This is a genomic window from Microbispora sp. NPDC088329, from assembly GCF_040685655.1.
GTDB lineage: Bacteria > Actinomycetota > Actinomycetes > Streptosporangiales > Streptosporangiaceae > Microbispora.
In genome coordinates, this window is the sequence record NZ_JBFBIP010000021.1 from 1 (window position 1) to 26995 (window position 26995).

Annotated in this window: 21 protein-coding genes; 8 read left to right on the top strand and 13 right to left on the bottom strand. The window is 72.4% G+C overall.

Going from position 1 to position 26995, the window contains the following annotated elements:
* Nucleotides 1-63 precede the first annotated feature (63 nt).
* The 5 genes from AB0O28_RS30715 to AB0O28_RS30735 all read right to left on the bottom strand — a co-directional run bounded on the left by AB0O28_RS30715 (nt 64) and on the right by AB0O28_RS30735 (nt 4333).
* Nucleotides 64-1242: an aminotransferase class I/II-fold pyridoxal phosphate-dependent enzyme gene (locus tag AB0O28_RS30715; RefSeq protein ID WP_363646046.1), complete on the bottom strand. Its 1179-nt coding sequence runs from the start codon at nt 1240-1242 to the stop codon at nt 64-66.
* A gap of 119 nt (nt 1243-1361) precedes the next feature.
* On the bottom strand, nt 1362-2033 hold the full coding sequence (gene npdG, locus AB0O28_RS30720; RefSeq protein WP_363646047.1) for an NADPH-dependent F420 reductase: 672 nt from the start codon (nt 2031-2033) through the stop codon (nt 1362-1364).
* Between the two features lie 64 nt (nt 2034-2097).
* The gene (locus tag AB0O28_RS30725; RefSeq protein WP_363646048.1) at nt 2098-2871 is read right to left on the bottom strand and encodes a hypothetical protein; all 774 of its coding nucleotides are present in this window, start codon (nt 2869-2871) and stop codon (nt 2098-2100) included.
* Nucleotides 2868-3632 (bottom strand): ABC transporter permease, encoded by a 765-nt coding sequence (locus AB0O28_RS30730; protein ID WP_363646049.1) that lies wholly within the window; start codon nt 3630-3632, stop codon nt 2868-2870. The genes AB0O28_RS30725 and AB0O28_RS30730 overlap by 4 nt, the downstream gene beginning before the upstream one ends.
* Complete coding sequence (locus tag AB0O28_RS30735) at nt 3629-4333, bottom strand: ATP-binding cassette domain-containing protein (RefSeq protein ID WP_363646050.1); 705 nt, start codon at nt 4331-4333, stop codon at nt 3629-3631. The genes AB0O28_RS30730 and AB0O28_RS30735 overlap by 4 nt, the downstream gene beginning before the upstream one ends.
* Nucleotides 4334-4466: 133 nt before the next feature.
* Between AB0O28_RS30735 and AB0O28_RS30740 the strand changes: the two genes are divergently transcribed.
* Nucleotides 4467-5321 carry a histidine kinase gene (locus tag AB0O28_RS30740; RefSeq protein ID WP_363646051.1) on the top strand — a complete coding sequence of 285 codons (855 nt, stop codon included), beginning with the start codon at nt 4467-4469 and terminating at the stop codon, nt 5319-5321.
* A complete protein-coding gene (locus AB0O28_RS30745) occupies nt 5318-5992 on the top strand; it encodes a response regulator transcription factor (protein WP_363646052.1) in 675 nt (224 codons plus the stop codon). Before AB0O28_RS30740 ends, AB0O28_RS30745 begins: the two co-directional genes overlap by 4 nt.
* Before the next feature lie 77 nt (nt 5993-6069).
* On the opposite strand, the gene AB0O28_RS30750 is transcribed toward AB0O28_RS30745, so the two are convergent.
* Nucleotides 6070-7218: a lipase family protein gene (locus AB0O28_RS30750; RefSeq protein WP_363646053.1), complete on the bottom strand. Its 1149-nt coding sequence runs from the start codon at nt 7216-7218 to the stop codon at nt 6070-6072.
* A 130-nt stretch (nt 7219-7348) separates the two neighbouring features.
* Between AB0O28_RS30750 and AB0O28_RS30755 the strand changes: the two genes are divergently transcribed.
* Complete coding sequence (locus AB0O28_RS30755) at nt 7349-7927, top strand: hypothetical protein (RefSeq protein ID WP_363646054.1); 579 nt, start codon at nt 7349-7351, stop codon at nt 7925-7927.
* Between the two features lie 124 nt (nt 7928-8051).
* Entirely contained in the window at nt 8052-8342 is a 291-nt protein-coding gene (locus AB0O28_RS30760; protein WP_363646055.1) for a hypothetical protein, read from the top strand.
* Between the two features lie 58 nt (nt 8343-8400).
* On the opposite strand, the gene AB0O28_RS30765 is transcribed toward AB0O28_RS30760, so the two are convergent.
* A complete protein-coding gene (locus AB0O28_RS30765; RefSeq protein WP_363646056.1) occupies nt 8401-8583 on the bottom strand; it encodes a hypothetical protein in 183 nt (60 codons plus the stop codon).
* A 37-nt stretch (nt 8584-8620) separates the two neighbouring features.
* Between AB0O28_RS30765 and map the strand changes: the two genes are divergently transcribed.
* The gene (map, locus tag AB0O28_RS30770) at nt 8621-9469 is read left to right on the top strand and encodes a type I methionyl aminopeptidase (protein WP_363646057.1); all 849 of its coding nucleotides are present in this window, start codon (nt 8621-8623) and stop codon (nt 9467-9469) included.
* Nucleotides 9470-9538: 69 nt separating this feature from the next.
* Here map and AB0O28_RS30775 read toward each other — a convergent pair whose 3' ends face one another.
* The 3 genes from AB0O28_RS30775 to AB0O28_RS30785 all read right to left on the bottom strand — a co-directional run bounded on the left by AB0O28_RS30775 (nt 9539) and on the right by AB0O28_RS30785 (nt 13650).
* A complete protein-coding gene (locus tag AB0O28_RS30775) occupies nt 9539-11533 on the bottom strand; it encodes a cytochrome c oxidase assembly protein (RefSeq protein WP_363646058.1) in 1995 nt (664 codons plus the stop codon).
* The gene (locus tag AB0O28_RS30780; RefSeq protein WP_363646059.1) at nt 11530-12072 is read right to left on the bottom strand and encodes a copper resistance CopC family protein; all 543 of its coding nucleotides are present in this window, start codon (nt 12070-12072) and stop codon (nt 11530-11532) included. Before AB0O28_RS30780 ends, AB0O28_RS30775 begins: the two co-directional genes overlap by 4 nt.
* Nucleotides 12073-12357: 285 nt before the next feature.
* Complete coding sequence (locus tag AB0O28_RS30785) at nt 12358-13650, bottom strand: helix-turn-helix domain-containing protein (protein WP_363646060.1); 1293 nt, start codon at nt 13648-13650, stop codon at nt 12358-12360.
* 1326 nt (nt 13651-14976) lie between these two features.
* Between AB0O28_RS30785 and AB0O28_RS30790 the strand changes: the two genes are divergently transcribed.
* Entirely contained in the window at nt 14977-17898 is a 2922-nt protein-coding gene (locus tag AB0O28_RS30790) for a BTAD domain-containing putative transcriptional regulator (RefSeq protein WP_363646061.1), read from the top strand.
* Between the two features lie 32 nt (nt 17899-17930).
* Nucleotides 17931-20822: a BTAD domain-containing putative transcriptional regulator gene (locus AB0O28_RS30795; RefSeq protein ID WP_363646062.1), complete on the top strand. Its 2892-nt coding sequence runs from the start codon at nt 17931-17933 to the stop codon at nt 20820-20822.
* Here the strand turns inward: AB0O28_RS30795 and AB0O28_RS30800 are convergent.
* Nucleotides 20819-22336 (bottom strand): PucR family transcriptional regulator ligand-binding domain-containing protein, encoded by a 1518-nt coding sequence (locus AB0O28_RS30800; RefSeq protein WP_363646063.1) that lies wholly within the window; start codon nt 22334-22336, stop codon nt 20819-20821. The two genes, AB0O28_RS30795 and AB0O28_RS30800, sit on opposite strands and share 4 nt — an antisense overlap.
* 118 nt (nt 22337-22454) lie before the next feature.
* On the opposite strand from AB0O28_RS30800, the gene AB0O28_RS30805 reads away from it, so the two are divergent.
* Nucleotides 22455-24689, top strand: a complete 2235-nt coding sequence (locus AB0O28_RS30805) for a molybdopterin cofactor-binding domain-containing protein (RefSeq protein WP_363646064.1) — start codon at nt 22455-22457, stop codon at nt 24687-24689.
* A 42-nt stretch (nt 24690-24731) separates the two neighbouring features.
* Here the strand turns inward: AB0O28_RS30805 and AB0O28_RS30810 are convergent, their stop codons facing one another.
* Together AB0O28_RS30810 and AB0O28_RS30815 are read right to left on the bottom strand one after the other, a co-directional pair.
* Nucleotides 24732-25406: a hypothetical protein gene (locus tag AB0O28_RS30810; RefSeq protein WP_363646065.1), complete on the bottom strand. Its 675-nt coding sequence runs from the start codon at nt 25404-25406 to the stop codon at nt 24732-24734.
* 90 nt (nt 25407-25496) lie between these two features.
* A complete protein-coding gene (locus AB0O28_RS30815) occupies nt 25497-26948 on the bottom strand; it encodes a hypothetical protein (protein WP_363646066.1) in 1452 nt (483 codons plus the stop codon).
* Nucleotides 26949-26995 lie beyond the last annotated feature (47 nt).

Sequence of the window (26995 nt, forward strand, 5' to 3'; positions counted from 1 at the left end):
CCCGCCGTCCCCCCCCCGGCCCGCGGGCCGCCGCGCCCGCGGCGGCCGTCGGCCGAGGGCGGCTCAGATCGCGTCGAGCGCCTGGGCGAAGTCGGCCCACAGGTCCTCGGCGTGCTCGATGCCCACGGCCACCCGGACCGTCCCCTCGCCGATGCCCGCCGCGGCCAGGCCTTCGGTGCTCACCGTGCGGTGCGACGTGGTGGCCGGGTGGAGGATCAACGTCTCCACGCCGCCGAGTGAGGGCGCGAGCAGCGCGAGCCGCACGTTGCGCATGAACGCCTCACCCGCGGCACGCCCTCCGGCGAGGTCGAAGGAGAACACCCCGCCGAAGCCGGGCAGGAGCTTCGCCGCGAGCTCGTACGACGGGTGCGAGGGCAGGCCCGGCCAGTGCACCGCGGCCACGGCCGGGTGATCGGCGAGCCGCGTCGCGAGCACACGGGCGTTGGCGCAGTGACGCTCCATCCGCAGCGGCAGCGTCTGCATCCCCCGCAGGGTCAGCCACGCCGCGAACGGGTCGGCCGTGGCGCCGAGCTCCACCGCGTACGACCACACCCTGCGGTACACGTCCTCGGAGGCGAAGACGGCGATCCCGCCGAGGACGTCGGTGTGCCCGGACAGATACTTGGTGACGGAGTGCACCACGATGTCCGCGCCGTGCTCGATGGGGCGGCACAGGACCGGCGAGGCGAAGGTGTTGTCGACCACGGTGAGGATCCCGGCCTCGCGCGCCGCCGCGCACATCCCCGGCAGGTCGGCCACCTGCGTCATCGGGTTGGCGATGGTCTCCAGATACAGCAGCTTCGTCGTCGGCCGCACGGCCTGCCTGACGGCGGCGGGGTCGTCCTGCGGGACGTGGGTGACCTCGACGCCGAAGCGCCCGGCGAGGCCGTTCAGCGCCTGCGCGGTCGCGCCGTACAACGCCGACTGGGCGATCACGTGGTCGCCCGACTTCAGCAGGCCGAGCAGCACGGCGTTGATCGCGCCCATGCCCGAGCCGGTGGCCACGGCGGCCACGCCGCCCTCCAGCCCGGCGACGGCCTCCTCGACGGCGCGCACGGTGGGGTTGGAGAGCCGGCCGTAGACGTACGCCCCGTCGGGCCGCCCCATGCCGTCGGCGAAGACGGCCGGGTCGTCGAAGACGAACCCCGAGGTCTGGTAGATCGGCATGGCGATCGGCGTGCTGCCCTCCGGCGTGGGCCGGGGCAGGTGGACGACGCGCGTTTCCGGATGCAGGGAGCTCATGCCGTCCAGAATGACCCAGAAAAGCCACTCTTGTCAGATTGGCCTGCCACTGACCATGTGCTGCCCGGCCCGGTGGCCCGTCAGGCGGTTGTGACCGGGCAGCCGCGGCCGTGTGAGCCTCAGATGTCGGTGACCCGGATGCCCGCGTGGGCCTTGTAGCGGCGATTGACCGAGATCAGGTTCGCCGTCAGCGCCTCGACCTGACCGGCGTTGCGCAGCCGTCCCGCGTAGACGCCGCGTACGCCGGGAATGCGGGCGGCGAGCGCGCGTACGACGTCGGTGGCCTCACGGTCGTCACCGAGCACGAACACGTCGAGGTCGATCTCCGCCACCGAGGGATCGAGCAGCAGCACCGCCGACACGTGGTGGAAGGCCGCGACCACCCGGCTGCCGGTCAGCACCGCCGCCGCCTGCTGGGCCGCGCTCCCCTCCTCCACGGGCAGCGCGTAGGCCCCCTGCTTGTCGAAGCCGAGCGGGTTGACGCAGTCCACCACGATCTTCCCGGTGAGCGGTTCGCGCAGGGACTCCAGCAGGGCCTTGTGCCCCTCCCAGGGCACCGCGACGATCACGACGTCGGCCTCGGCCGCCACCTCGGCGTTCGCGGCCCCGCGCACGCCGACCTCACGCGCCGCCTCCTGGGCGCGCTCGGCGCTGCGCGAGCCGATCAACACGGTGTGCCCTGCCAGCGAGAACCGGCGGGCCAGTCCCTTGCCCTGGTCACCGGTGCCGCCCAGGATGCCGATGGTCAGCCCGGAGACGTCGGGCGCATCTACGGTGGTGTGCTCAGCCATGCGTCAGATCATGCCAGCAGACCGCGGCCGGGAGCGCCCGGGCCCGGCCCGTGGGAACCACGTTTCACACGTCCCGGCGGTGATACGCGGACACCGCGACGACGATCGAAACGATCGCCCAGGCCGTGAGCAGCAGCGCCCCCTGTGCCGGTGTCACCGCTCCTGCCTCGTCCGCCGCCGGGAACCACAGGGCGAACCCGGCGCTGTCCGGGAGGTACCGCGCCACAGGGGTATGGTCGCGCAGGAGCGGCCCGGCGACGAAGAAGTACCCCAACAGGACGACGACAGCCGCGAGGGTCCGGCGGACCAGGGCGCCGACGGCTGTGCCGATCGACGTCGTGAGCACGAGGCAGCCGGTCGCGCCGCTCAGCGCCCCGGCGACACGGTCCGGCGTCATGGGCGCGGCCGTGTCGCCGAGCACGCCGGTGGCGAACACGACGCCGGACGCGGCCGTGATCGCGGCCGCGGGCAGCACGACGATCACCACCGCGAGGTGCTTGGCGGTGAGCTGGAGGGCACGGCGGGGCATCGCGGTCAGCGTGGTGCGGATCTGCCCGCCGTCGTACTCGGAGCAGGCGGCCAGGACGCCGAGGACGACGAAGCCGGCCTGCGTGTAGCCGATCGAGGCCAGCCCGATGTCGACGGCACTCGTGGTGCCGGTCGCACCCCGCAGACCCGCGAGCGCGAACGCGAACGTGAGGATCAGGTTCACCGCCGCGGCGCCTCCGAGGGTGAGCCAGGTCGCCGGAAGAGACACGAGTTTCGACAGTTCCGCCGCGAGCGCCCTGGCCGCGTCCCGGCCTCGGGTGCGGGCCGCCGGCGCGGGGACGGCGGTCACGCGTCCCTCCGCGTGAAGGCGACGACGGCGATCACGAGCAGCGCCGCCACCCAGCCGGTCATCACGAGGCATCCGGCGAGCGGGCCGATCCCGGCGGTGCCGACGTCGAGCTCGCGGATGAACATGCGCACCCCGGCCATGTCGGGCAGGTAGTTCGCCAACGGTGTGATCTTGGTCAGCAGGTAGGTGACGGTGACGACCGAGGTGTTCACGACGAACACCGCGAGCGGGACGACCCCGTGGCGGGTGAGCACGGTGACCCCGAAGGCGAGGAGCGCGGTGTAGACCCAGTAGCAGACCACACCGGCCAGCCGCGGGACGTCGCCCGTTCCCAGCGCCGGGGCGTGCTCGCCGAGCACGACACGGATGACGGACATGGTGACCGCCGACGCGGCGACCGCGAGCAACGCGCTCGCGATCGCGACCGCGGCTGTTTTCGCGAGCAGCAGCCGGAGGCGGGAGGGGACGGCGGTCAGGCTGGTGGTGATCTGACGCCCGCCTCCGGACTCCGCGCTGTCGGTGAAGTACTCGCTGCTCATGGCGACGACACCGAGGATGATCGCTCCCACCACGCCGAAGGCCAGCTCCTGATAGCCGGTGTCGATCCCGGCGGTCGTCCCTGCGCCACGGGTGATCGCGCCGAGGGCCGAGGAGGCGGTGATCGCGGCGATCACGCCCGGCACGAGCACCCCGGCCGCCGCCGCGATCCACGCCGCCGGCAGCGAGGCGAGCTTCGAGACCTCCGCCGCGAGCGCCCTCACGGCGCACCACCCGTGGTGAGGGCGAAGAAGGCGTCCTCAAGGGTGCGGTATGCGCCGGTGACCTCCTCGAGGGTGCCGTTCGCGACGACCCTGCCCCCGTCGACGACCACGACGTCGTCCACCGTTTCCGCGAGCTCTCCCATCAGGTGGCTGGACAGCAGCACGGTCCGCCCGGACGCGGCGCGTTCGCGGAGGAAGGTCCTGATCCACCGGATGCCGTCCGGGTCCAGCCCGTTCACCGGCTCGTCCAGGATCAGGATCTCCGGGTCCGCGAGCAGCGCCGTCGCCAGCGCGAGGCGGCGCCCCATGCCCAGGGAGTAACCGCCGACCCGCTTCGACGCGGCGTCCGTCAGGCCGACGATCTCGAGCACCTCGTCGACGCGCGTACGCGGCAGTCCCGCGGACCGTGCCACCCACCGCAGGTGCGCCCGGCCCGTGCGCGCCCGGTGCGCACCGGAGCCGTCCAGCACGGCCCCGACGGTGGCGAGCGGGTCGCGAAGCCTCGCGAACGGCACGGAATGGATGAGCGCCGTGCCGGAGGTCGCCCGGTCCAGGCCCAGCAGGATGCGCAGCGTCGAGCTCTTGCCCGCGCCGTTCGGCCCGAGAAATCCGGTCACCCTTCCCGGGCGGGCCCGGAAGCTGATGCCGGCCAGGATCTCCTTGGAGCCTCGCCGTTTGACGAGGCGATCAACCGTGATCATGTCTCCATGGGATCCCGGAGCAGGAGGCCGATGCATCGGGCCGGAGACCGGACTCCTTGCCGCGGCTCGGACCGGGGACTCTCGGACCCTGGTCCGATGCCTCGTTCACCGGCGAGTCCTTAGAGTTTGGGGAATGGCGGTGAACCACGCACTCCCGAGACGCGGGCGACGAGTCTGGCCACCGGCCGTCGCCGTTCACGTCGTGCTCCTGCTCGCCCTTCTCGCGGTCAACCGCGCAGGCGCCACCGCGATCGTTCTCCCGGCGGTCATCACCGCGCTGGCGTTGACGGTCACCGTATGGGCGCTTGTGCGTTCGCGCCGCCAGCGGATCACGTACGAAGCCCGGCTGGCGGCGTGGGCCGGCGAACGCGCGGCGCAGGCGGAGCGGCTCCGGATCACCCGCGAGCTGCACGACATCGTCTCCCACGGCCTCGGCCTGATCACCGTGCGGGCGAGCACGGCGCGCTATACCGGCGCGGAGGACGACAGCTCCGCCGCGCTGGCGGACATCGAACGCATCGGACGGCAGACCACGACGGAGCTGCGCCGCATGCTCGACGTGCTGCGTGACCCGACCGGCGCGGCCCCGCCCCTTCGGCCCGCGGAGTCCCTCCACGACCTGCCGGCCATCGTCGAGGACGCCGAGAGGGCGGGCCCGACCGTCACCGTCGAGCTCGGCGACGTCGACGACGTCAGCCCCGGGGCCCAGCTCGCGGTCTGCTCCGTCGTGCGGGAGGCCCTCACGAACACCGCCCGCCATGCCGGGCCCACCGGCGCGAAGGTGTACGTCCGCCGCGACGGCGACTGGATCGTCGCCGGCGTCAGGGACGAGGGTCCGGTCGACGGGTGGACGCCCCATCCGGGAGCCGGGCACGGGATCGAGGGCCTCAGAGAACGCCTCCACATGCTCGGCGGGACCCTCCACGCCGACCACGTGGAGAACGGGTTTGAGGTCACGGCCCGCATTCCGGAGGCCCGGATCTCATGAATGACCGCGAAGGGCCGATTCGCGTCGTCATCGCCGACGACCAGCCGTTGCTGCGCCACAGCCTCGCCGCCGTCGTCAACGCCGGCCACGACCTGACGGTGGCCGGCGAGGCGGGCACCGGCGACGAGGCCGTGAGGCTCAGCGCCGAACTGCGTCCCGATGTCGTGCTCATGGACATCCGGATGCCGGGCACCGACGGAATCACGGCCACCCGCCGCATCATGGCCGACGCGGGCATCGGCTCGGTGAAGGTCATCGCTCTGACGATGTTCGGGCTTGACGAGTATGTCCGCGCCGCCCTCCACGCCGGCGCCAGCGGCTTCCTGCTCAAGGACTGCCACCCCCGCGAGCTCCTCGACGCGATCCGCCGGACTCATCACGGTGAATCGCCGTTCTCCCCGAAGGTCCTGTCCCGCATCGTCGAGGCCTACATCGCCCAGCCCACCGGCGCGAGGCCGGCGAGCCTGAGCCTTCTCACCGAGCGGGAGACCGAGGTTCTCACCCTGGTCGGCCACGGGCTGTCCAACGACGAGATCGCGGCGAGGCTCACGATCTCGATCAAGACGGTCAAGACGCATATCGGCAGCCTGCTGAGCAAACTGCGGGCACGGGATCGCGCGCACCTCGTCATCGCGGCCTACGACGGCGGCCTCGTCCGGCCGGCTCGCTGAACACACGTGATCCGCGGGACGGCCGCGACGGTGAACCGCGCCGGTCGACGGGGTCCCCGGCGGCGGCGCCCCGGGGGTCAGCAGTTGGAGATCGCGGGGAGACCGGCGACCCGGGTCGCCAGCCAGGCCACCGCCAGCGGGGCGCCCTCGACCGCGCCGAGCACGTGGCTGCCGACCGGCAGGGCGGTCCACAGCACGTTCACGCCTCGCGCGCAGTACTCCCGCCGCAGGGTGCGGCCCACCTCGTACGGGATGAGCTCGTCGCCCTTGGCGTGGTACAGGAACAGCGGCACCCGCGGCGCGGACCCGCCGAGGCGGTTCTCGGCGAGCCGGGCCCGCCAGGCCGGCAGGTTCGTGACGTCGGCCGTTGTCAGCTCCGCCAGCCGTCGGCCGCCGAACTTGGCACGCAGATCGCTCACGCAGTCGTCGCGCGCGTCGCCGAACAGCGCCGCACCCTCGGACGTCAGGTACTTCTCCAGGTGCAGGTCGGGATAGGCGGCGTTCATCCCGATTCCGGCGGCCGCGGCCAGCCCGAAGTCCGGCGTGCCGTCCAGGTGGTCGGCCACGGCCCGCAGATCGGCCGGCACTCCGCCCGCGGCGACGCCCTTCAGCCGCAGTTCGGGCGCGTACGACGGCTGGAGCTGGGCGGCCCAGGCCGCCGACGACCCGCCCTGGGAGTAGCCCATCACCACGACGGGGGCGGCGCCGGACAGGTTCGCCTCCGGCACCCGCGCCGCCGCCCTGATCGAGTCGAGCACGGCGTGCCCCTGGGACAGGCCCGCCATGTAGGTGTGGTCGCCCGGCGTGCCCAGACCCTCGTAGTCGGTCACCGCCACGGCCCAGCCCTTGAGCAGCATCAGGCTCATGATGGCGAGCTCGGCCTCGGTGCCGCCCGCCATCGCGGCCGACGGCGCGCACTGGTCGCCCAGGCCGTGCGTCCCCACGGCGTACCCGACGATGGGCCGCGTGCCGTGGGAGTACGAGGACCCGGGCACGAGCAGGGTGCCCGAGACGACGTTCGGCTCTCCCGTGGCGGACGTGGACCGGTAGCGCAGATGCCACGCCTTGACCGGCACCTCCAGCAGCTTGCCGGGCGCGAGATAGACGGTCGTGGGAAGGGCTTCGACGACGTCCCCAGCGGAGGCCGCGCGTGCGGTGCCGCCCAGCGCGGGCAGCAGGAGGAAAACCCCGATCATGGACAGGGTGGCACGAACGCGAAGGTTCATGTAGTCGCCTTCCGGCTGTCGGATCACGTTCCAGGTTCGGCGCCGCGCACTGATCGTTACGTGTTGGTCACGGTGTGTCAAGAACCCGATCAGCGGGACTTCACGCGCCCCGTCGGGCACCATGGCGTGCATGGACGCCGCATCGGTGAACCTGCTGCGCGAAGTGCTCGCCTCCACCGGATGGCTCGAACGCACCAGGGAGCTCGGCCTGGCCCTGCGGGCCACCCGGTCGCCCGGGGGGCTCCTCGTCGTCGGCACCCCCGACGACGAACCGTGGCACGTCACGGCCCATCTCGCCGACGAGGCCCGGCTGTCGGGGCTCGCCCAGCTCTCCCCCACCCTCATCCGCTGGGCGCCGCCGCCCGGCGCCCCCGCCCACCTGCGGATCGGCATGGAGCGCCTGCGGAGCACCGGCAGGGGCGAGACCCTCTTCGTGGTCGCCGAGCAGCGGGCGCCCGTGCCCCTGCTGGAGCGCGTGGAGGACGCCCGCCGCACCGGCGCCACCATCCTCGCCGTCGACGGCGGCGATCCCGAGCTGGAGTCGCTGGCCCACGACGCGATCGCCGTACCTGCCGAGGGGGCCGCCTTGAGCTTCGACGCGGCGCAGCACCTGGTGAGCAGCGCGGCCGGGGAGGTGCGGCGGCTCGGCCTGCGGGAACGCCTCGCCCGCCTGGCCGATCTCATCACCGGCCCCCGGGTGAGCGACTGAGATCGAACAGGCCGACCTCCCGTTCGAGCCGGACGAGTCGCCGAGGAGACGGCTACTTGCTCTTCACTCTCCAGGGGCACGATCATCGCGCCATGACCATCTCCGCGGACGGCGAGTCGTTCTGATGTCCGCCTTCATCACGATCATCGGCACCGTGGGAGCCGTCGTCCTCCTGCTCGCGTACGCGCTGGTGTCGTCCGGCAGGATGTCCGGGAACGGCCTGCCGTATCAACTGCTCAACTTCGGCGGGGCGGCCACCCTGATGATCAACAGCGCGTACCACTCGGCCTGGCCCTCGGCGATCCTCAACCTGGTGTGGAGCGGCATCGGCGTGTGGACGCTCGGCCGGCTCGTCGCCCGCCGCGCGACGGCACGCGGGCAGGCGGCCGAACCCGCCACGGCCCCGGGACGGTGACGCGGGGAGAACCGGCCCGGGGGCGCGGAGAAGGCCGGGACCGGCAGGAGTCAGGGGGTCAGTCGTCCCATTCCTTGTCCTGCTCGGTCCAGCTCTTGTTGCGCTCGGCCGCCGTCTGCAGGGCGTGGGCGGCGGCGTCGCGGGAGTCGTAGGGGCCGAGCCGGTCCTTGTTCGGACAGCCCTTCTCGGGCTCGACGGTCATGTGCTTCAGGCAGAACCACCATTGATCGCTCACGCTCATAATCGTGCCCCCTTGACGCGCAACTAGACTTGGCCGCATGACCACGCTGCTCCGCCCCGGGCGCATCTCGCCCACCCGCAAGGTTCCCGCCCACATCCCCCGCCCCGAGTATGTGGGGAAGGCCGAGCCCAAGAAGGGCGACAGCGACGTCAAGACCCCCGAGACCATCGAGAGGATGCGGATCGCGGGCCGGATCGCCGCACAGGCGCTGGAGGAGGTCGGCAAGCACGTCGCCCCCGGCGTGACGACCGACGAGCTCGACCGCATCGGGCACGAGTTCCTCTGCGACCACGACGCCTACCCCTCGACGCTCGGCTACCGCGGCTACCCGAAGTCGCTGTGCACGTCGATCAACGAGGTGATCTGCCACGGCATCCCCGACGACACCGTGCTGCGCGACGGTGACATCGTCAACGTCGACATCACCGCGTACATCGGCGGCGTGCACGGCGACACCGACGCCACCTTCCTGGTGGGGGAGGTCGACGAGGAGTCCCGCCTGCTGGTCGAACGGACCCGCGAGGCGACGATGCGGGCGATCAGGGCCGTCGCGCCGGGCCGCCAGCTCAACATCGTCGGCCGGGTCATCGAGGCGTACGCCAAGCGCTTCGGCTACGGCGTCGTCCGGGACTTCACCGGGCACGGCATCGGGGCCTCGTTCCACTCCGGGCTCATCGTGCCGCACTACGACGACCCCTCGCTGTCGGTGACCCTGGTGCCGGGGATGACGTTCACGATCGAGCCCATGCTCACGCTCGGCACGATCGACTACGAGATCTGGCCCGACAACTGGACCGCGGTGACCAAGGACCGCAAGCGCACCGCGCAGTTCGAGCACACGATCGTGGTGACCGAGACGGGTCACGAGATCCTGACCCTCCCCTAGCCGAGCTTCACGACGGGTGCGCGGCGCTTCGCCCGTTCCGGCGAGGCGCCGCGCGACTTCGGCGACAGCCTATCCGGCGGCCGTGTCCCGCTTGTTCAGCTTCGTCAGGTAGTCGTTGTAGGCGTCGAGCTCCGCGTCCCCGGTGCCGCCGGACTTGGCGGCGACGGCGTCGGCACGGCGCTCGGCCCGGCGTGCGACCCGCTCGTCGTCGCGCCACCACTGGAAGCCGAGCGCGAGCAGCACGATCAGCGTGGGGATCTCGCCGAAGGCCCAGGCGATCCCGCCGCCGGTCTGCTGGTCGGTCAGGGAGGAGACGCCCCAGGTGCGCCCGAGCTGGTCGTAGTAGCCGGACGCGAGCACGGTGCCCATGCTCATCAGGGCGATCCCGAAGAACGCGTGGAACGGCATGGTCACCATGAGCAGCAGCAGCCGCCCGTAGTGGGGCAGCTTGTACGGCGCCGGGTCCACCCCGATGATCACCCAGAAGAACAGGGAGCCGCTGAGCAGGAAGTGCACGGTCATCGCGATGTGACCGAGGTGTTCCTCCATCGCCGCGGCGAACAGCGGGGTGAAGTACAGGGCGAACGTCGACACCACGAAGATCGCCGTCGCGATCGCGGGGTGACTGACGACCTTCATGACCCTGCTGTGCAGGATCACCGTGAGCCACTCGCGCGGCCCCCGGTCACCCCGCCGGACGGCGGACTTGAGCGCGCGCAGCGCCAGCGTCACCGGCGCGCCGAGCACCAGGAAGATCGGAACCAGCATCGACAGGATCATGTGCTCGGTCATGTGCACGCTGAACAGCACGGGCGAGTAGCGCGCCACTCCGCTCTGCGTGGACAGGACGAGGATGACGACGCCGATGGACCAGCTGACCGTGCGGCCGACGGGCCACCGGTCACCCCTGCGGACCAGCCGCACGACCCCCGCGGCGTACAGACCGGCCATGACGGCCGCGAGCACGGCGAAGAACAGGTCGAACCACCACAGCGTCAGCAGGTTCCCGAGCGAGATCGGCGGCGGGACCAGGTAGCCGAGCAGCTCGTACGCGCGGTCGACCGGCGTGTCGACGGGCGGCGGAGCGGTCCGGGACAGCGCCACGGCCAGGCCGATCGTCGCCCCCATCAGCAGGACCTCGTTCAGCGCGAGGCGGAGGAAGGCGTGCGGCTCCCCCGCCGACAGCCTCGGCAGCGTACGGCCGCGGTGGCGCCAGCCGATGAACCCGAGCACGGCGAACGCGGCCGACTTGGCGACGATCAGCAGGCCGTACGACGTGGTGAACACCGCCTCGGGCGAGGCGAGCCGGGCGAAGACGCTGGCGAGACCGGAGAGCCCGACGCCGAGGAAGCACCACAGGGCCATCCGGGAGAAGCGCGCGGCGGCGACGTCCAGGTGCGGCTGCCCGCGCAGCGCGTGGACGCTGACCACTCCGAGGCCGCCCACCCACAGGGCCAGGAAGAGCAGGTGCATGGCGACCGAGGTGGTGGCCAGCCCATGGTTGGGCGAGGTGGCCTGGTGCCCGGTGAGCGCGGGCGGCAGCAGCGTCACGAGCGCGAAGGCCAGCAGCCCCCCGGCGGCGCCCGCTGTGATCGCGCCCCGGGCGAACAGCGCGATGGCGACGGCGAACAGCACGACCAGGGTCAGCGCGATGCCCTGCGGCACCTGGCTGGCGTAGCTGGTGAGCTCGTTGCCCGCGAGCACCTGCCCCACCGGCATGCCGAGCGTCTCCGAGAGGCTGAAGACCAGCGCCACCGCCGCGGCGACGGCCCAGGCCAGCGCGGACCACGACGCGCCCTTCACGTAGCTCTGTGCCTGCTTGCCGAGCAGGCCCTTGTCGCTGGGCAGGAACGCCGCGGCCGCGGCCAGCAGCCCGACGGTCAGGACGCCGGAGACGTCCATCGCGAGCTTCGACAGCGGCAGCATCCAGCGGGTCAGCGTGCCCTCGTCGGGCAGGCCGGGAATGATCCGCGGCGTCGCGGCGCCGCCGGCCACCATCGCGATGACGAGTGCGCCGACGGCCGCGCAGAGCGCGGCGGCGGTCAGGCGCACCGCCCTGTTCACGGCTTCTTCCGCAGACTCAGGAACATCCCGATGCCGACGCCGGCGATTCCGAAGATCACCGCCCAGATCCAGCCGGGGATGCCCTTCTGCCCGCCGTCATCGGCCTGCGCGGCCGGTGCCGTCGCGGGCGCGGAGGACGAACCGCCGGGAGCGGCCGCCGAGGTCGCCGCCCCCACGGACTGGTCGCCGACCACGGTGAACGGGATCTCCCCCTCCAGCGGGTGCCCGTCAGGGGAGACCACCCGCCAGGCGATCGTGTAGCGCCCCGGGGGAACCGGCTCGGTCACGGCGGCGGTGACCTTGGGCCCGTCGACGACCGGGCCGCCCTTTTCGTAGCGCTTGCCGTCCTCGCCGCGGACGACCACGACCGGGAACTGAACGGAGTCCGCGAACTCGAGTGTGACCTCGTGCAAGGTCTTGACCTGGGCGTTCTTCTGCGGGTCGCTACTCTTGAGCGACGTGTGCGCCTGGGCCGGCGCGGCGCACAGCAGGAGAGCCGCCACGATCGCGGCGACGGCGGCGAGGAATGGTCTTTTCATGGCACTTCCAGGCTACCGACGCGGGGCTCCGGTCCGTACCCCGCACCGGAAGACCGGGGATTGCCCGAAGGAGTCCCTGATCACGCCCGCTGCCGGCCCTTCACACGGCCGCTCGCACGACGGGCACCGCATCGCGCGAGCCGATCACACAGCCCCGGCCGATCCGCTCGCGGACCGCCCTCGTCTCCGAGATGGGCGCGAATAGGGAGCGAGCCGGGCCGGAGGGCGAGCAGCCCCCGGCCCGGCACAGCCCGATGCCCGTAGGCCCGGTGCCCGTGCGCGAGGTCAGAGCCCGGCGCAGGAGAGCGCCCGCTGGTAGGCCGCGACGCTCTGCTCGTCGTCGCCGATCCGCCGCCGCATCTCCGCCACGTTCATCCAGTCCTCGGCGGCCTTCAGGGTCTGCGGCGCATCCTGCAGCCAGCCGGTGACCAGGTCGAGCGCCGCCGCCGCGTCCCCGTCCTGGTGGAGCAGGAAGTACGCCTGGCCGAGCAGAAGGTTGGCGCGCCCCGGGAGACCGCTCTTGGTGTGCTGCACCTGCGCCAGCGCGTTCCTGAGGTGGTCCACAGCCTGGTCCGGGCGCCCGAGGACGATCTCCGCCGAGGCGAGGACACAGGCGGTCCGCGCCCGGTCGAAGGCGCTGGTGGCCGATTCCTCCTGCTCCCGCTGGGCCCTCAGGAGCAGCTCTTGTGCCCGCTCCGCCTCCTCGGGACGCACCCAGAGCATCATGGTGGCGTATGCCTGGCGCAGCCGCGCGAGATTGCGGGGTTCGCCGTTCTCTGACTGGTAGGCGAGCGCTCGTTCGAGGAGCGCCATGCCCTCCTCGCCCCGGCCGCTCTTCTCCAGCACCTGCGCCGCGTTCCAGCACGACGCCACCATCGCTCTTGGGGTGCCGAGAGTCTCGGCCGCGGCCAGTAGCTCATTCGCGAAGTGCCCCGCGCGCAACAGGTCGCCGCGCACCATGTACGCCGCCAGAAGGGTGGCGCCGAGCTCGACCAGTTCGTCGCTCCAGCCGCTGCGGGCGAAACCGGCCAGCGCCCGCTCACCCACGTGCACGGCGGCGGAGTAATCACCCCGCTCACGGTGGCACCGGCACAGGGCCAGCGCCACGGCGATCTTGCGCTCCTGCGGCATCGCCTCCGCCTCGGAGCCGTTGAGCTCCTCGAGAACCGAGATCGCCTCACCGAGCTCGCCGCACGCCTCCAGGGCCAGGGCGTACCCGTAGCGGGCCTCCACCCGCAGCGCGGTGAGACCAAGCAGGTTGCCGTCCCCGAGCAGTTCGGCGTACCTGCGGCGGGCCTCGGCGACCTCGCCGTTCTCGAGCGCCATGCGCGCGAAGCTGAGGCCGACCTCCAGGTCCTCCATCTGCTCGGCCGTCACGCCGTTGACGAGGTAGGTGAGCGAGCAATCGAGCTTCTGGGCGAGCAGTTCGAGAACGGCCGGCGTCGGCGTCCTCTTACCGCTCTCGATGAGTGATACGTAACTGTCGGAAAGTTCAGGATGCGCCAACTGCGCTTGCGAGAGCCCGCGCTGCCGTCGTATCGCCTTGATGCGCTGTCCGACCAGATCTTGCGCGGCCATTGGCAACTCCTGAAATATTGTAGGCCAGGCAGTTCCGAGTTGATGGGAGATCCATAGTGCGCCGCCCAGCCTCGTATCTACTTACCGCCCTGATTGTGGCCCTTGTGACCCTTGGTGGCAATGCTACGGCCAACAGTGCCGCCCCGTCTCCTCCTCAGCAACGCTGGATGGACATCATTAGCTGCTGCTGAGCACGTAGCCCCTGTTGGAAACGGGACGGGCCCCTCCCGGCGGACCCCCGCTGCCGGGGAGCGGCCGCCCGCCCGGCCCGGGCCGGGCGGCGGACAATTGATCAGCGGAACAGGGCCGACTTCTTGACCGGCTGCACTCACAGTTTGGGTCACAATTTCTGACAGGAGTAACCCGGCACTCAATTCACGCGACGGCATCGGCACCTTCCCCGCCCTGTTTCGGAAGACCACATGAAACGACCGCTTTTTCGAATACCCGGTACATGCGCGCGCCAATTCCAGGATAGTTGCCGGAATTCCCGGCCGCCACGCCGACTTGTGGCGGTCTCGGAAACCGATACGAGCGAGCGCGGGTGCCCGCGGGGACGCGACTCGGATCACGCGAGGGCGTGATGCCCTATCGCGGCCTCCGGCTTCTCCGCCGGCTCCGACTGTCACGGGAACAGTGGAGGCGACCGCCGGCCCATATCTTCGACGGCGGCCGGTAGGCCCGCTCGCAACCCCGGCATGAAAGCCGTGCGGACACACCAGATCGTCACACAACGGGCGAACGTGCCTATTCGCGCGAATAGTTCCCCCGCAATTTCGCGATCGTACATCCGGCGGCACCGCTCCCGAGGCAGGCGAGATCGAGAACACGAGACCTGCTCGGATCAGGACTGGTCAGCCGGGATCAGAGCATGCGGAGACCACTGCCCGGTGACTGCCGGTCCCGGCCAGGACGGCAGTCACCGGGTAACGCTCCCGCTGCGGCACCGGGTCGTCCCACAACCGCGACCCGTAACCCCCACTCAGGTCATCCGGGCAGGTCAAACGATGTGACCGGCGGGCTTACCAGGCAGTAGAAAACTCCGGGCCAACCGGGACTGGCGCATTGCCGGAAGCGTCTAGACGATATCTAGATGGAAGATGGCATATTTGATGCTCTGCCGGAAGGGTCCAACGACGTGTCCGAGGACCGGCGAACACGGGGATGTCATCGCGAAGCCGCAGTTTTGGGGGGAACAGCCGGGGTGCAGTTGCGACGAGTGCAGCGGCGACTCATCGCGCGTGCTCGGCGTGCGAGCGCCATTTCACCCGACCCCCGGTCACCCACAGAATGCATCGACGCCGTTACCAGGTGGAGTTCAGACGTATGGATAGCGCGAATGAGCGTAAAACGTCCGGGCACTCGCCCTGCCGCCTGCGGATGCTCGGGCCCCTCGCCGCGTGGAGGGATGGGCAGAGCGTCGACCTCGGACCTCCTCTGCAGCGCGCGGCCCTGTGCATGCTCGCCGCGCACATGGGACAGGTCGCGACCAAGGAGGCACTGATCAGCGGGCTCTGGGGGGAACGCCCGCCGAACACCGCCGAGCAGAGCGTTTACACCTACATCGCCGGGCTGCGGCGGATCCTGGAGCCGCAGGGGGGCCGGCGGGGTTCCTACTCGGTCCTGCTGTCCCGGTCGGGCGGATACGTCCTGGCCCGCGGGCCGGTGGAGGTGGACGTCGAGGACTTCGAGCGCCGTCTGGCCGAAGCCCGCCGGCTGGACGGCGACGGCGACCTGCGCGGCTGCCTCCGCGCCCTGAACGCCGCCGTGGGGTGCTGGTCGGGCCCCGCCCTGTGCGGCGTCCCCGGCCCGTTCGCCCAGGCGGAGCGGGCCCGCCTCGAGGAGTTGCGCCTGGCCGCGCGTGAGGACCGCGCCGAGGTGCTGCTCCGCCTGAACCTGCACCAGGAGGCGGCGGCCGCCCTGACCGAACTCGTCGGCGAGGCACCCCTGCGGGAACGCGCCCGCGACCTGCTCATGCTCGCGCTCTACCGGTGCGGCAGGCAGGCCGACGCCCTGCACACGTACATGGACATCAAACGGCTCCTCGCGGAGCGGCTCGGGGTCGATCCCGGCGAGACGCTGCGGGAACGGTACGAGCTGATCCTGCGGGCCGATCCCTCGCTCAACCAGGCGGGCGCGGCCGCCTCCGACGCCCGGTCCTCCCGTCCCCCGCGCCAGTTGCCCCGCGCCGTCAGCGGCTTCGTCGGCCGTGCGGAGGAGGTGGTGCGGCTGCGATCGCTGCTCGCCCCCTGGGACGGCGGCGCCCCGCAGGCGGTGATCGCCATCACCGGCGCCCCGGGAGCGGGAAAGTCCGCCCTGGCCGTCCACGCCGCCCACGCCGCCGTCCACGCGTTCCCGGACGGTCAGCTCTACGTGAATCTCCTGGGGGCGACTCCGGGTGTGGAGCGGCTGAAGCCGATCGACGTGCTCGGCAGGCTCCTGCGCGCCCTGGGACTGCCCAGCGAGGCCGTGCCGCCCGACGCGGACGAGGCCGCCGCGATGCTGCGCGACCGGCTGGAGGGCCGCAGGACCCTCATCCTGCTCGACGACGCGGCGGGGCCCGAGCAGGTCCGCGCTCTCCTGGGGCTGCCGGCCGGCACCAGCGTGCTGATCACGAGCCGGGAGTCGTTCGCGGTGACCGACGACTGCGTCCAGCTCGTCCTCGGCAGGATGCTGCGGTCGGAGGCCGTCACCGTGCTCGCGAAGCTCGTGGGGGCCGAGCGGATCGCGGCCGACCCGGCGGCGGCGGCCCGCCTGGCCGACCTGTGCGGGGGGCTGCCGCTGGCCCTGCGCCTGGCGGCCGCACGGCTCATGGACCGGCCGCAGTGGACGCCCACGGAGCTGGCCGACCGGCTGGAGGACCGGCGGCGGACGCTGCACGAGCTGGAGGCGGGCAAGACGGCCGTGCGTTCCAGCCTCGAACTCAGCTACGAGAGCCTCGCCCGGGGAAAGTCGGTCCTCGACCGGCTGGCGGCGCGGGTCCTGTGCCACCTCGGCCTTCTCCATGTGGCGGATGTGACCGCGCACGTCGTGGCCGCCCTCGTGGATGAGCCCGCCGACGCCGCGGAGCGCGCGCTCGACCGCCTCGTACGCGCGCATCTGCTGGAGGCCGCGGGCACCGGCCGGTTCCGCATGCACGACCTCGTACGGCTCTACACGATCGAGCTGGCGGACACCCACCTCGCGCCCGAGGCCCGCAAAGACGCCCTCCTGCGAGCGCTCGGGTTCTACGGCGCGACGGCACGGCAGGCCAGCACCGTGCTGGACCCGCACCGCGTGCAGCTCCCCTGGCCCGCCGTGCCGCAGCGACCCGTCGCGCTCGTCTCTCTCGCCGAGGCCAGGAATTGGCTGGAGGAGGAGCTGGCGAACGTCGTCGCGGCCGCGTCACAGGCGCTGGTGAGCGAGGACGACGACATCGCGCGCAGGGGGGTTTACGTCGGGTTCTCGCTCCACTGGCAGCTGTCGAGGGGCGCGCACCGGTCCGAGCAACTTCATCTGAGCAGGCGGGCCTTGGCCGTGGGCGAGCGGACCGGCGACCGGGAAGTCATGTCGTTGGCGCACGGTCAGGTCGCCTCCGCCCTGCTCCACTACGGCAGGGCAGCCGAGGCCATGCCGCACCAGTGGGCCGAGCTGGGGCTCAAACGCGTGCTGGGGGACCGATTCGGCGAGATGCGCGCGCTGGGCAACCTGGCCGTCACCCACCTGAGGCTGGAGCAGTACGCGAAGTCGCGCGAATGCAGCGAGAAACAGCGGGTGATCGCCAGGGAGATCGGCTCCGACGTCGGTGAGCGTCACTCGCTGCTGATCGGGGGCGAGGCATGCGCCAAGCTGGGCGAGCTGACCGAGGCGCTGAGCCTGCTGCGCGAGGGGCTCGCGCTCGCCCATGCCGCACGAGATCGCTACCACGAGACCGTGGGCCTGGCGATCCTTGCGAGGTTTCACCTGGACTGTGGTGACCCGCTCAGCGCGAAGTCCAGCTTGGAGCGCAGCGTGCGATGCGCGCTCGAAATCGGCTACCGGCTCCAGGAGTGCCAGTCCCTCACCCTGCTCGGCAGAGCGCACCGCCTCCTCGGCGAGCCGGAGCAGGCTCTTTCCCGTGTTCAGAGCGCACTGGCGATCGCGCGGTCTCTCCAGGACGACGAACTCCGCCACGAGGCGGAGGCCGAACTGCAGGCCATCCGCGCGGCCTTCCCCCGGCCGGACTCCGCCCGGCCCCGGCCGGCGCACCTCTTGTGTTGCCGCCGCTGAACGCCACACCGCGAAAGGAGGGACCCCCGACCATGGCGAGCGACGGTGCGTTACGGACCCGTCTCCGCCTCCGGGTCCTCGGGCCGGTGACGGCCTGGCTGGAGGACCGGCAGGTGAACTCGGGACCGCCGCTGCAGCGGGCCGCCCTGTGCGTGCTCGCCGCCAGAGCCGGCCGCATCGTCCCGAAGGAACGGCTCATCGGCGACCTGTGGGGCGGCGCCGCTCCGCAGACGGCCGAGCAGAGCGTCTACACCTACATCGCCGGGCTGCGGCGGGTGCTCGAACCGGACCGGGGCAGGCGCGGGCCGTTCAGCCTGCTGACCCACTCGGCGAACGGCTACAGCCTGGCCAGGGACGCGTGCCGCACCGACGCCGAGGACTTCGAGCAGCGTCTCGCCCAGGCCCGCCGCCACCGGGCCGAGGACGACCTGCCCGCGTGGCTGCGCGCGCTCGAGGAGGCGCTGGGGCTGTGGACGGGCACCGCCCTCGGCGGGCTTCCCGGCCCGTTCTGCGCGGCCGAACGGGCCCGGCTGGGGGGACTGCGCCTGACCGCGCGGGAGGACCACGCCGACGCGCTGCTGCGGCTGGGCCGGCACCACGAGGCCCTGGAGACGCTGACCGGGCTGACCGTGGAGGACCCGCTGCGGGAGCGCGCCAGGGAGCTGACGATGCTCGCCCTCTACCGCTGCGGACGGCAGGCCGAGGCGCTGGAGGTCTTCCACGACATACGGCTCCTGCTCGCCGAGCGTCTCGGCGTCGATCCCGGCGAGTCCCTGCGGCGGACCCACGAGCTCATCCTGCGCGCGGACCCCTCTCTCACGGCGGCGCCGTCCTCCACGGCGGTCATCGCCCCCGCAGAGGCCGTCCGGCCGCGTCAGCTCCCGCGGGATCCGCAGATCTTCGTGGGGCGGACGGAGACGCTGGTGCGCCTGCGTGCGCTGCTCGCGCCCTGGGACGGAAGCGCCCCCCAGGCGGTGGTGGCCGTCACCGGCACGGCGGGAGCGGGGAAGTCGACGCTCGCCGTACACGCCGCCCACATGGTGAGTGAGCACTATCCGGACGGCCAGCTGTACCTGAACCTGCTCGGGGCGACACCGGGAGTCGGGCGGCTGAACCCCCTCGACCTGCTCGGCAGGCTGCTGCGGAGCCTCGGCGTGCGCCCCGAGGCGGTTCCGTCCGATCCGGACGAGGCCGCGACCATGCTCAGGGACCGCCTGACGGGCCGGCACACGCTGATCGTGCTGGACGACGCGGCCGGCCCGGAACAGGTCCGGCCTCTGCTGGGCCTGCCGGCCGGGAACGCCCTGCTCGTCACGAGCCGGGAGTCGTTCGCGGTGGCCGACGACTGTGTTCAGCTCGTCCTCGGCAGGTTGCGGCGCTCGGAGTCGGTCGCCATGCTGGCGAAACTGATCGGCGCCGAGCGGGTCGCCGCCGACCCGGCCGCCGCCTCCGAGCTGGCGGACTTGTGCGGCGGGCTGCCCCTGGCCCTGCGCCTCGCGGCGGCGCGCCTGTCGGAGAGCCGTCACACGCCGGTGTCCGCTCTCAACTCCCGCCTGCGCGACGAACGGCGGGCGCTGCACGAGCTGGAGTCGGGCGACCTCGCGGTGCGCGCGAGCCTCCAGCTCAGTCACGACCTGCTGGCGGGGAGCGGGCACGAGCTCGACCGGACGGCGGCCGGGGCCCTGTGCCATCTGGGCGTCCTGCGCACACCGGACGCCACACCGGAGGTCGTGGCGGCCCTCCTCGACGTGCCGCGGGACGAGGCGGATCGAGCCGTGGCCCGCCTGGTCCGCGCGCACCTGGCCGAACCCGGCGAGCAGGGCCGGTTCCGCCTTCACGACCTGGTGCGGCTCTTCGCGATGGAACTGGCCGAGCGGCGCCTGGGCGAGCGCGACCGCGACGACGCGCTCGACCGCGTGCTCGGCCTGTACGGAACGACCGTGCGCCTGGCGATGAAAGTGATCGACCCTCATCGGGTGCATCCGCCGCACGAGTTCGCCGAGCGTGAGCCGTTCGCCCTGACCGACGGCGCGGACGCGTCCGCGTGGCTGGAGCGTGAACGTCCCAACATCCTCGCCGTGGCGGCCCAGGCGATGGCGTCGTGCACCCCCTCCCTCGCGCGCTCCGGCGCCCACCTCGGCTTCTCCTTTCACTGGCCCCTGGACTTCATCGGCCACCACCTCGACACCGTCACCCTCAACGGTCAGGCGCTCGAGGTCGGCGATCGGCTCGGAGACCGGGAAATCGCCGCCCTCGCGAACGGCTACCTCGCCCTCGGCCTGCGCTTTGCGGGGCGCAACGAGGAGGCACTCGTCCACCAGCGCGCCGAGGTGGCCCTGCGGCGCGGATCCGGCGCCACCTTCTCCCGGATGAGAGCCTTGGGGAACCTCGCCGTCCTGCTCAATATGCTCAAGCAACATGAAGAGGCCCTGTCGTCGGCGCGGGAGCAATTGCGTATCGCGCGGGAGATCGGCGCGGCAGTGGGCGTACGTCACGCTCTCCTGTGCGTCGGCGCGGCGCAGCTCGGCCTGGGGGACACTGCGGCCGCCATGGCGGCGTACGGCGAGGCGGCGACGCTCGCGACAGAGGCCGGGGACACCATGCATTACGCGGACGCGCTGATGGGCATGGCCGAGGTCCTCCTGAAGCAGGACGACCCCCGGTCCGGTGCGGTGCTCTACGAGAAGGCCCTCGTCCTCATCAGGGAGCACCGCACCCGCGCCATGGAACCGCGGTGCCTCGGCCGGTTGGGGTACGCCGAACGCCTTATGGGCAGGCCCGACAGGGCACGCGCCTACCTGCGGGAGACCTTGGCCCTCGCGGAGAAGCGTGGCGTCCCTCACTGGGTGAGCTTCGCACGCGAGGAACTGGCCCTCCTCGGCGAGAGCCCGCAGGACGGCCCGCCAGGGCCCGGGAGAGGCTAGCCGGCGCGCAGGGCGAGGAACAGGTCGACCCGGTCGGCCATGGACGACAGGTCCTTGCCCGTCAGCTCCTCGATCCGCCTGATCCGGTAGCGCACCGTGTTGACGTGGACGTGCAGCCGTTCGGCGCAGGCGTTCCACGACCCCGTGCAGTCGAGGAACGCGCCGAGCGTGCGCACCAGTTCGGCGCCGTGCCGCCGGTCGTAGTCGAACAGCGGCTTCAGCAGCCGCTCGGCGAACGACGAGCGCACGTCGCCGGGCACGGTCGCCAGCAGCAACGCGTGCGTGTAGATCTCGTCGCTGGTGGCCACTCCCCCGCCGCGCGCCTCGGCCATGCGCCGGGCATGGCCCGCCTCCTCCGTCCCTCCGCGGATGGCGTGCGGCCCGGTCAGCGCGCCGCTCAGCCCGGCCGACACGGTGACCGCGGGCAGTCCTGCGGCGAGCACGGCCGTACGCGCGCGCAGCCGCGCCGCGAGGGCGTCGCGGTCACCCCAGTCGCCGCGCAGCGGGACCAGCGCCACCGACGCGTCGGCGCCCGCCGCGGCCACCACCCTCCGGTCCAGCAGTTCCTCCAGCACCCGGCCGCCCAGCAGGGCGGGGTCCGGGCCGTCCGTCGCCCCGCGCCTGCTCACCGTCGCGGTGACCACCGCGTACGGCTCGGCCGGATCGATGCCGCAGGTGCGCAGCCGGGCCGACAGCTCCGCGAGGTCGCCGCCCGCGCAGGCCAGGGCGACGAGCTGCTCGGCCAGCCGCCGCTCCACCCGGCGGCCCTCCTCCGTCCGCGTCCGCTCCATCGCGACGCACGCCGCCAGCTCGTAGCCGATCTCCACGTCGATCTCGCCCCGGCACACCAGCGCCCAGCCGGCGGCCCGGTGCGAGCGGTCCACGGCGAACAGTGTGAACGGCCCGCCGCGGTCCACGACGACCGGCAGGCGGACCGCGGCGAGGTAGTCGCGGGCCAGCCGTACGGCCCGCTCCTCGGTCAGGGCGCCCGCGACGACCGTGCCGCAGGCGGACACCACGGCGGCCGTGACGCCGAGCTCGGCCTCGACCAGGGCGAACAGCTCACCGAGCCCGGCCCCTTCGGCCACCGCCGCGACGATCCTGCGGTGCCGCCCGAGCGCGCCGCGCAGGTCACCCGCCTGGTCGGCCGCGACGCGCCTGCCGACGAGCTCGGTGACGGCTCCGAACGACACCTCGACGGGCACTTCGAGCAGTGGCAGCCCACGTGCCCGGCAGGCCTCCACCAGGTCGTCGGGCACCATGCCGAGCCGCGCGTCGCCCGCGCCGAGCGCGGCCACGCCGGCCTCGGTCAGGGCGTCCACGAAGCGGGCGGAGTCCGCGGGCGACCGGCGCCACATCAGGCCGGTCAGCACCAGTTCGCCGCCCGACAGGTATCGCCGGGGATCGGGCAGGTCGGTGATGAGCACGCCCTTGATCTCCCGGTCCAGCCGCTCGTCGCCCGTGAGCAGGGTGAGCCGCAGGTCCGGGGCGGCGAGCAGATCATGCAACAGCACGCGGACAGCGTATTTGGAGATATGTACAACCATCGACCCCACCCGCCGCCGGGTTTCATGACCGCGCCGATAGGCCCGGCCCACGCCCGGTTGCTCTACTACGACCGTGGAGCAGCGGATGACGACGGAGACGGCGACGGAGACCGGCCGGCGCCCGGGCCTCGGCGAGAGCGCGCCGCGCCCCGACGGCACGCTGAAGGTGACCGGGGAGTTCGCGTACTCCTCCGACCTGTGGCTGGAGGGCATGCTCTGGGGCGCCACGCTGCGCAGCCCGCACCCGTCGGCGTGGATCCGCGCGATCGACGCCGGTCCCGCGCTCGCGATGCCCGGCGTGTTCGCCGTGCTCACCCACGAGGACGTGCCCGGCGAGAAGTTCTACGGGCTGGAGCGCCGCGACCAGCCGGTGCTCGCCGTCGACCAGGTCCGTTACCAGGGCGAACCCGTGGCGATCGTGGCCGCCGACCATCCGGAGACCGCGCGCCGCGCCGCCGCCGCGATCGTGGTGCGCTACGAGGAGCGCGAGGCGGTGACCGACCCCCGCCGGGCCGCCTTCGACCCGTCCTGTCCCGCCGTCCACCCGGAGGGCAACGTGGTACGGCACCAGCCGATCAGGGTGGGGAACACGTTCGAGGCCGAGGTGGTCGTCACCGGCGAGTACGAGGTCGGCATGCAGGACCAGGCGTTCCTCGGGCCGGAGTCGGGTCTGGCCGTGCCCGCCGAGGACGGCGGGGTCGACCTGTTCGTCGCCACCCAGTGGCTGCACGTCGACCAGGACCAGGTGGCGCCGTGCCTGGGCCTGCCGAAGGAGAAGGTGCGGCTGGCGCTCGCCGGGGTCGGCGGCGCGTTCGGCGCCAGGGAGGACCTGTCGATGCAGGTCCACGCCTCGATGCTGGCGCTGCGGACGGGCCGCCCGGTCAAGATGGTGTACGGCCGCGAGGAGTCGTTCTTCGGTCACGTCCACCGGCATCCGGCGCGGATGCGCTACGAGCACGGCGCGACCGCCGGAGGGCGGCTCGTCTACGTCAAGGCCGAGATCCTGCTCGACGGCGGCGCCTACTGCTCGTCCACCCCCGCCGTGGTGGGCAACGCCGCGTCGCTCGGCGTCGGGCCGTACGAGGTGGGCAACGTCCGGATCGACGCGTACGGCGTCTACACGAACAACCCGCCCTGTGGTGCGATGCGCGGGTTCGGGGCGGTTCAGGCGTGCTACGCGTACGAGTCGCAGATGGACCGGCTCGCGGCGGCCTGCGGGCTGTCACCGGTCGAGATCCGCGTCCGCAACGCGGTGTCGCAGGGGTCGCGCCTGGCCACCGGGCAGGAGATCGACAGCCCCGCGCCGCTCGCGGACATGCTCGCCGAGCTGGCCGCGATGCCGCTGCCGCCGCCCGCCTCCACGGACCTGCGGGCGCTGCCGGGCGGCGTCGCGCAGACCACGCACGGCGAGGGGGTGCGGCGCGGCGTGGGCTACGGCGTCGGCATCAAGAACATCTGCTTCTCCGAGGGCTTCGACGACTACTCGACGGCACGGGTGCGCGTCGAGCTCGCCGGGGACGAGCCGCACGTGCTCGTCCACACCGCCGCCGCCGAGGTGGGCCAGGGGCTCGTGACCGTCCAGGCCCAGATCGCGCGTACGGAGCTCGGGATCGGCAGGGTCACGGTCGCCCCGGCGGACACCGCCGTCGGCTCCGCCGGGTCCTCCTCGGCCTCCCGCCAGTCGTACGTCACCGGCGGAGCGGTCAAGACGGCCTGCGAGGCGGTGCGGGGACGTCTCGACGCGCTGCGGGCCGCGCATCCGGACCTGTCGCTCGTGGAGGTGCTGGAGCGGTTCGGGCCGGTCGAGGAGACGCGGGAGTACCGCCACCGGCCCACCTTCCCGATGGACCCCGTCACGGGCCGGGGCGACTCGCACACGCAGCTCGCGTTGTGCGTGCACCGGGCCGTGGTCGACGTGGACGTCGAGCTGGGCCTGGTCAAGGTCGTCGAACTGGCCGCCGTGCAGGACGTCGGGAAGATCCTCAATCCTCTCGCCCTCGAGGGGCAGATCCACGGCGGCTCGGCGCAGGGCCTGGGCCTGGCGCTGATGGAGGAGATCCAGGTCAGGGACGGCCGGGTGCTCAACCCGTCGTTCACCGACTATCTGATCCCCACCATCCTCGACATGCCGCCGATGCGGCTGTCGGTCCTGGAGAACCCCGACCCTCACGCGCCGTACGGCCTGCGGGGCGCGGGCGAGCCGCCCACGCTGTCGTCGACTCCGGCGGTCGCGGCGGCGGTCAGGGCCGCGACCGGGCTGGATCTCCCCCGCGTGCCGATCAGGCCCGAGGACATCGCCCTCGCGACCGCGCCCGCCTGAGCACCGCCGTCGTACGCGCGGCCCGGAGCCGGCCGGCTGGGGTCAGTCCGCGATGTAGCCGATGGAGGTCACCTCGTAACCGCGGCTCTTCGAGCCCCGCACGTGCATGAACATGCCGCCGCCCTCGTAGGAGTAGGCACAGCTGTAGCCCTTCGGCTCCGATCCGCAGCCCTGGAAGAAGTACTTCACGCCCTTCGGGTCGTACTTCGTCCGGAACAGCGTCTTGACCGCCGTGGTCGTGGCGGCCTCCAGGCCCCGGTTGCGGTCGCCCCTGCGCCAGGCGTCGAACAGGTGCCCGGCGGCGGCGGACGGCTTGACGAGGTGACGCGACGCGTACACCTTCGTGACCTTGCCGCCCGACACGATCATCAAGATCCCGCGCAGCCCGCCGGGCACACGCACGCTGGTGTGGACGAACCGGCAGGCATTGCCCGAGCAGCCCGCGAACTCGTCCGGGGCGCGGAAAGGATAGGAGAAGAGCGTGGTGGTCGCGCCGGCGGTGGCGACCCGGGAGGCCGCAGGGCGGTCCCGGCGCAGCCACGCGTCGAGCAGCTTCTTGGCGACCGTCGCCGGTGCGGGCCCGGCCTGCGGCGAAGCCTGGGCGGAAACCGGCGCGGCGTGCGCGAGGGCAGGGGAGGCGGCGAGCGGGGAGGCGGGGAGCATGAACGCGGCGGTCGCGGCCGTGGCGACCGCGCCTCGCAACCATCGAGCTGTCACGCACCATACGTTAGAGGGATTTACTTGCACCCGGATTGACCCCCGATTGACCCCGACTTGCACCCCCACCCCCCTTTCGGGGGGTAGGGGTCAGCCGAAGGTCTCCTGGCCGCCCTGCTGAGTTCCACCCTGCTGAGTGCCGCCGGGCTGGCTTCCGCCCTGCTGAGTTCCACCCTGCTGGGTGCCGCCGGGCTGGCTTCCGCCCTGCTGAGTGCCGCCGGGCTGGGTGCCGCCGGGCTGAGTCCCGTCGGGTTGGGTTCCACCCTGCTGGCTGCCACCGGGCTGAGTGCCGCCCTGCTGAGTCCCGTCGGGTTGGGTTCCACCGGGCTGACCGGCGGCAGGGGCGGAGGGCGAGACGGCCGGGTTCTGCTGCCCGGCGGGGGCGGACCCGGTCAGCAGCGCCATGATCGCATCGGCCTGCGCCTTGTCGAAGCCCGCGATCCCGAGGCTGTCCTGGGTGATCTCCTGGGCCACGCGCGGAGCCGCCACCACCTTCTCCCCCACCACGATCGCGAGCTGCTGCTTGACCGTCTCGCGGGTGAGCGCGGCGATCTGCTCCCTGCTGGAGGGGGACAGCACGAGCCGGATCGAGTAGGTGCCGTCGCTGTCCGGCACCTCCTCGATCTTCTGTACGGTCGTGACCGTGACTCCCGGGTCGAGTTGATAGCAGCTGCTGCCCTTGTCGTCCGGGATCGCATCGGTCCCGGTGCAGGGCGCGGGCCCCACTCCGTTGACCGGGGCGAAGTGCACGGACGTCAGGAGGGTGCGCACAGGCGTCTTCGCGAGCGGCGGGGCGTCCGGGTTGCGGGTCATCAGCACGGCGACGGCGCCGAGGACGCCGGACATCACGACCACCAGCACGAGGGCCACGACGAGAGTGATCGTCGTCCCTCTGGCCGCCCTGGGCTCCACGGGACCGGTGGAGGCGGGCGGCCCGTCACCCGGCCCTCCGGTCCCGTCCGGAACCACATCACCCGGCGCGGCCTCCACACCGGGCGGCAGACCATCCGGCACAGCGGGCGGACCGGGCTCCACCGGCTCGACGGGCGGGATCGCGACGAAAGCATCGGGGTCGCCGGGCACACCGGGCGGGCCGGGTTCGCCTGGCGGACCGAGGGGGCCCGTGGGCGCGCCCGGCACGCCGAGTGGGTCAGCGAGCGGATCACGGAGCCCATCGGGCTCACGCGGCCCACCGAGCGGATCGCCGTACTCACCCGGCCCGCCGGGCACGCCGAGCGGATCATCGGGCCCGCCAGGCTCACGCGGGGGGCCGGCCGGCCCGCTCAGCGGGTCGCCGGGTCCGCCGTACGGGTCACTCGGCCCGACGTCGGCGACGCCGGGCAGCACGGACGTCTCTTCCACGGCCGCCGGCCCGCCACTCGTACCGCCGAACCAGTCGTACCCTCCGGACGTCTCGGCGGGCATGCCGCCGCGTTCCTCGGGGACGGCCGGCTTCGGCATGGGCGCCGTCTCGGCTCCCGATGCCGGGCCGCCGGGCCACGGACCGGGTTCCTCGTCTCCCGACACGGGCGCGTTGTGCATTCCCACCTCGATCCCTTACACCGCTCGCAGAGCCTACCGAGGTCTGC